The sequence below is a fragment of the Curtobacterium sp. HSID17257 genome, from assembly GCF_003989515.1.
Classification (GTDB): domain Bacteria; phylum Actinomycetota; class Actinomycetes; order Actinomycetales; family Microbacteriaceae; genus Curtobacterium.
On record NZ_RBLU01000173.1, the window covers coordinates 1 to 4,894 of the forward strand.

Sequence of the window (4,894 nt, forward strand, 5' to 3'; positions counted from 1 at the left end):
CGGAGCGGACCGCGCGGGCGACCGCCTCGCCGAGCCGGGCTCCTGCACGGGCGTCCGGCACGGCGGCGATCTCGTCGACGCGGACGACCACGCGGTCGCCGCCGACCACCCGCGACTTCGTCGTGGTGCGCGCACCCTCGACCTCGACCAGGTACGTCGTGTCCACGCCGGCGGACTCGAGCCGCTCGCGGAGCACGCGGCCCGACTCGTCGTCGCCGATCAGGCCGACCATGCGGACGCGGGCACCGAGGGCGCGGGCGTTCACCGCGGTGTTCGCCGCACCGCCCGGCACGGCGACGGTCTCGGTCACGCGGACGACCGGAGCGGGCGCCTCACGGGAGACGCGCTCGGCCTCGCCCACCGTCCAGCGGTCGAGGATGCAGTCGCCGACGACGACGACGAGGGGTTCGCGGTCGTCGACCGAGGCGACCAGGTCGCGGACGAGACGGACGTCGGCGGTCATCGGCTTCCTCCGGTGGTGGTGCGGGCGGGAGCGGCTTCGAGGTGGACGACGGTGGTGGTCGTCATCTCGTCGAGCAGGTGCGGGCCGTAGCCGAAGCCGGCGCCCGACGCCCCGCGGGGCTGGGCGCTGCCGCCCGGCGCGCCGCCGAACACGGCGTTCACCTTCACGGTGCCGACGGGCAGCTCGGCAGCGGCACGGAGTGCGTGGCCCGTGTCGCCGGTGAGCACCGTCGCGGCGAGGCCGTACCGGTCGGCCGCTGCGAGACGCAGCCCCTCGTCGAACGACTCGACGACCCGGACCGGTGCGATCGGACCGAAGGTCTCCTCGGTCACCACGAGCATGTCGTCCGTGCAGTCGGTCAGGACGGTGGCCGGGTAGAACGTGCCGACGCCTCCGGGGGTCGTGCCGCCCGTCCGGACCACGGCGCCGCGCTGCACGGCGTCGTCGACGTGCGCCTGCACCGTGCTGCGGAGCCGGTCGTCGACGAGCGGTCCGAACTCGGCGGCGGACGACGCCGTCCGGCGCTCGGCCTCGGCGACGAGCGCGGCGGTGAACTCCTCGGCGACGTCGCGGTGCACGTAGACCCGCTCGACGCTCGTGCAGATCTGGCCCGTGTTGGCGAAGGCGCCGAGTGCCACCTGCGCGGCGGCCCAGGTCGGGTCGACGTCGGCGTCGACGACGACCGCGTCGTTGCCGCCGTTCTCGCGGATGACGTGTGCGCGCGTCCCTGCGGCGACCTCCGAGAGGCGGTCGCCGGTGGCGGTGGAGCCGACGTGGGCGTAGACGTCGATGCCGTCCTGCTCGAGCAGCGCCTCACCGGTCGCGGCGTCGCCGTCGACGCCGACCAGGACACCCTCCGGCAGGACCTCGGCGAGCAGCGCGTTCAGGCGGGCGATCGTGCCGGGGCACCGCTCGCTGCCCTTGTGCACGACGGTGTTGCCGGTGACGATCGCGGCGCCCAGGATGCCGAGGGCGACGGCCACCGGGTCATTCCACGGCGTCAGGGCGAGCACGACGCCACGGGGGTGGGGGACCGACCAGTCCGCGGCGCTGAACTGCCCGCGAAGTGCCTCGCCACGGTGGACCGGGCCGAGCTCGGCGTACTGCACCAGCGTCCCGATGCCGGCCTGCACACCGCCCATCGCGTCGCCGGGCACCTTGCCGGTCTCGCGGGTGTTCAGGTCGGCGAGCTCCTGGGCATGCTCGCGGAGGTGTGCTGCTGCGGCGTGCAGGAGGGCTCCGCGCTCCGCCGGTGCGGTGCGCGCCCACCCGGGAGCGGCCGCCCGTGCGCGCGCGACCGCGTTCACGACGTCCTCGCGCGTGGAGCGCGGTGTCGTCGTGGCGATCGACCCGTCGACGGGGTCGGTGACGACCAGGTGGTCGGTGTCGGTCGCGGTCGCTGACGGGGTGGCGATGCTCATGGTGTCCTTCCGGAGACGGGCGTACCGGTCCACGCTGCCCGGGGGCACCTGTGCGGGGCTCCGGTTTCGCGTCCTCGGTCCGCGGAGCGCACTGCGGGGCGCGTCGCCCGGTCCGGCCCGGCAGTCCTCACGGCTCGGAACGGGTAGACGGGTCTGGTGCAACTGATCGGCAACGGTGGAGACCGCTTCGACGACGTCCGGGAGATCGCGGTGCTCCGCGGCGGTGGCTTGGGAGACCTGATGTTCGCGGTCCCCGCCCTCGACGCGCTCCACGCCGCGTACCCCGACGCCCGCATCACGCTGCTCGGCAGCCCCTCCGCCGCCGCGCTGCTGCGGGGTCGGACGGATGCCGTGCATGCCTTCGAGGAGCTCCCGGTCGTCCCCGGCGTGCGCGACGCCGGCGACGGGGCCCCCACGCTCGAGGACTTCGAGTCGCGGCTGCGCGGCCGGTTCGACCTCGCCGTCCAGCTGCACGGTGGCGGTCGGAACTCGAACCCGTTCCTGCTCCGCCTCGCCGCGCCGCACACCGTCGGCACCGCCACCGAGGACGCCGAGGTGCTCGAGCGCTGGGTCCGCTACGTCTACTACCAGCACGAGGTGCTCCGCGGGCTCGAGGTCGTGTCCCTGGCCGGTGCCGCGCCCGTCACCCTCGACCCACGGGTGGACGTCACCGAGGAGGAGCGGCAGGCCGTGCGCGACCGGCTCGACGTGCGCGGGCACCTCGTCGCGGTGCACCCGGGCGCGACCGATCCACGTCGGCGCTGGAGCCCCGAGCGGTTCGCGGCCGTGGTGTCCGCGCGGCTCGACGCCGGCGACGACGTCGTGCTCGTCGGCGACGCGACCGACGTGCCTGCCGCGCAGGCGATCCGCGGGGCGGTCCCGGTGGCGCTGCAGGACCGACTGCACGACCTGACCGACGCCCTGCCGCTCACCGAGCTCCCCGCGGTGCTCGCCGCTGCCGACGTCATGGTCGGCGACGACTCCGGCCCGCGACACCTCGCCGTCGCGGTCGGCACGCCGACGGTCGGCGTGTTCTGGTTCGGCAACGTCGTGAACGCGGGCCCGATCGACCGCGGACGGCACCGGGTGCACATGTCCTTCGTGACGCGCTGCCCGGTGTGCGGCGTCGACGTCACGCAGGTCGGGTGGACCGCGGAGCGCTGCGAGCACGACCCGTCCTACGTCGACGAGGTGCAGCCCGAGGCCGTGCTCGCCGACGTCGAGGACCTGCTCGCCACGGTGCGGCCTCGGGAGCGCGCAGCCGAACCGGTCGCCTGAGCCGGCGCTGGGGTGCGCCCGGAAGTCGGCTCCGGCCCCGCCGCGATCCGCGCGAGCGGGCCGGACTTGCCACGCGCGTTGCGTCGTGCGGGCGGGATCCGTCGTCGGGTGGTGCCGAGCGTGACAGATCGGGCCCGCTCGGCAGGGCGGGAGCGAGCGGACGCGAACGAGTCCGGGCAGACGGGGACGACCCCGACCGGGCAGGACATGCCGTAGGCGTGCCGTCGTGCGGGCGCAATCCGTCGTCGGGCGGTGCCGAGCGTGACAGATCTGGCCCGCTCGGCGGACGGAGGCGACCGACGGAGCGGGCCGGCCACGGACGCGACGGGAGGCGCGGTGCCGTGCGGCACCGCGCCTCCCGTCGCGTCGTAAGCGGGTGCCTACGGCCAGCTGGGCTCCGTCGCCGGCATGATCGACAGCTCGCGGATCTCGCACCCGGCGGGCTGCGACAGCGCGAACAGGATCGAGTTCGCCACGTACTCCGGCTCGATGAGCTGCGCGTCCGGACCCGGCTTGTACTGCTCGGTCCGGCCCTCGAAGAACGCGGTGCGCATGCCCGCGGGGATGATGTTCGTCACGCCGATGCGTCCGGCGGTCTCGGCGGCCAGCGCCTGCGAGAAGCCACGCACGCCGAACTTCGACGCCGAGTAGGCCGTGCCGTCGCCGACGCCCTTCAGCGCGAGCGACGACGAGATCGTCACGACGCGACCGTGCGTCGCCTCGAGGGCGGGGAGCGCCGCGCGCACGACGGCGGCGGTGCCGAGCAGGTTCACGCCGACGATGCGCTCCCAGTCGCCGGAGGAGATCCCGCCGATCGGGGCGGGCTTGTCGATGCCCGCGGCGGTCACGACGGCGTCGAGGCCACCGTGGCGCTCGGCTGCCTCGCGGACGGCGCGCTCGGTCGCCTCGGTGTCCGTGACGTCCACGGCGACGGCGTCGGTGCCCTCCGGCACGCCGTCGACGCGCAGGTCGAGGACGATCGGGGTGCCGCCGGCCTCGGCGACCGCGGCGACGACCGCCGCGCCGAGACCCGAGGCGCCGCCGGTGACGAGGACGCGGCCGATGGGGGTGGTGGGGACGGGCATGGACTTCCTTCCGGGAGTGGCGTGGTGCCGGTCCGCCGGCGGTGCCGACGGGACGTGTGTGGTGACCGGTGCCGGACGGGAGGCGCGTGGCGGCGGTGCGCCGCGCCTCCCGTCCGTCACGTGGTCGGGTCGCTCGGGTCAGCCGACCGCGGCGAGTGCGGCGGCGAGCCGTGTGGTGGACCGACCGGGGTGGAACGGGACGGTGACGACCCGGCCGCCCCACTCGGCGAGCGTGGCCGCCTCGGGGAGCTCGCTGGCCGCGTAGTCGCCGCCCTTCGCCCAGACGTCCGGGTGGAAGCGGCGGAGCGCCTCGTCCGGAGTGTGCTCGTCGAAGACGACCACCGCGTCGACGCAGTCGAGTGCGAGCAGCAGCTCGACCCGGTCGTCCTGCGTCATGATCGGTCGCTCCGGGCCCTTCAGGGCGCGGACCGAGTCGTCCGAGTTGAGGCAGACGACCAGGCAGTCACCGAGCGCCCGGGCGGCGGAGAGCGTGCGGGCGTGCCCGGCGTGGAGCAGGTCGAAGCAGCCGCCGGTCGCGACGACGGTCCCGCCGGCGCTGCGGACCTCGTGCACGACGCGCAGTGCATCGCGGTCGACGCCGGGGACGGGCACCGGGGCGGGACCGTCGTCGGCGAAGAGCGCGGTCA

The 4,894-nt window shown here is 75.2% G+C and carries 5 protein-coding genes; 1 reads left to right on the forward strand and 4 read right to left on the reverse strand.

The window, feature by feature from the left end:
* Together D8M35_RS15495 and D8M35_RS15500 are read right to left on the reverse strand one after the other, a co-directional pair.
* Positions 1-463 (reverse strand): PfkB family carbohydrate kinase (locus D8M35_RS15495; RefSeq protein WP_238638269.1); only part of this gene is annotated, 463 nt, incomplete at its 3' end.
* Entirely contained in the window at positions 460-1,884 is a 1,425-nt protein-coding gene (locus tag D8M35_RS15500) for an aldehyde dehydrogenase (protein ID WP_126892634.1), read from the reverse strand. The genes D8M35_RS15500 and D8M35_RS15495, both read right to left, overlap by 4 nt.
* Before the next feature lie 156 nt (positions 1,885-2,040).
* Between D8M35_RS15500 and D8M35_RS15505 the strand changes: the two genes are divergently transcribed.
* Positions 2,041-3,162, forward strand: a complete 1,122-nt coding sequence (locus tag D8M35_RS15505; RefSeq protein ID WP_126892635.1) for a glycosyltransferase family 9 protein — start codon at positions 2,041-2,043, stop codon at positions 3,160-3,162.
* 380 nt (positions 3,163-3,542) lie between these two features.
* On the opposite strand, the gene D8M35_RS15510 is transcribed toward D8M35_RS15505, so the two are convergent.
* Both D8M35_RS15510 and D8M35_RS15515 read right to left on the reverse strand, forming a co-directional pair.
* The gene (locus D8M35_RS15510) at positions 3,543-4,247 is read right to left on the reverse strand and encodes an SDR family oxidoreductase (RefSeq protein WP_058727890.1); all 705 of its coding nucleotides are present in this window, start codon (positions 4,245-4,247) and stop codon (positions 3,543-3,545) included.
* Between the two features lie 138 nt (positions 4,248-4,385).
* Positions 4,386-4,894, reverse strand: a 509-nt coding sequence (locus D8M35_RS15515; RefSeq protein WP_238638270.1) for an adenylyltransferase/cytidyltransferase family protein, incomplete at its 5' end; no start/stop codon positions are given.

Coding starts and splice junctions, on each gene's coding strand:
- D8M35_RS15510 (WP_058727890.1), bottom strand. CDS start 4,247: ATGCCCGTCCCCACCACCCCCATCGGCCGCGTCCTCGTCACCGGCGGC.
- D8M35_RS15500 (WP_126892634.1), bottom strand. CDS start 1,884: ATGAGCATCGCCACCCCGTCAGCGACCGCGACCGACACCGACCACCTG.